Genomic DNA, 472 nt, shown 5'->3' with positions numbered 1-472 from the left:
GACAGGCGGATATCTTCAAAAGCTATGTACAGGTCGATAATCCCGAGAGGAATCGTGAAAAAGGGTTCGGCCTGGGTCTGTCCATTGTCCAGGGGCTCGCGAGCCTTCTTGGTCACAAACTGGACGTGGACTCGACACCAGGACGTGGATCGCGTTTTTCGGTTACGGTCCCGTTCATGGGACTCATACCGCCGGAGTTGCGCGAGGTTCAAACGGTTGAAGACGGCGACCCGGACCTGACCAATATGGTCGTGGCGATCATCGAGGACAACAGCGACTTAAGAATCGAAATATCGATGCGCCTGATCGAGCATGGCTGCTACGTCGTGGCGGGGGAATCGTCATCCGACGTCATCGAGCAGTTGCGCATTGAGGCTTTGGCAAGCGGTCCGCACTTCATCCTCTCCGACTACCGGCTGGAAAACGAGAACGGCATTGCGGCGATTACGGCGGTCCGCGCTGCTACCGACGC

General features: G+C 57.2%; 1 protein-coding gene. It reads left to right on the top strand.

Annotated features, from left to right (window positions below; translation table 11 throughout):
* The coding region (locus tag HWY30_RS40870; RefSeq protein WP_244145226.1) for an ATP-binding protein at nt 1-472 on the top strand (472 nt) is incomplete at both ends.

Origin of the sequence: Paraburkholderia tuberum STM678, assembly GCF_902833905.1 — a bacterium.
Taxonomy (GTDB): Bacteria; Pseudomonadota; Gammaproteobacteria; order Burkholderiales; family Burkholderiaceae; genus Paraburkholderia; species Paraburkholderia tuberum.
Note: the sequence above shows the minus strand (reverse complement) of the source record. Positions and strands in the feature narration are given on the sequence as shown.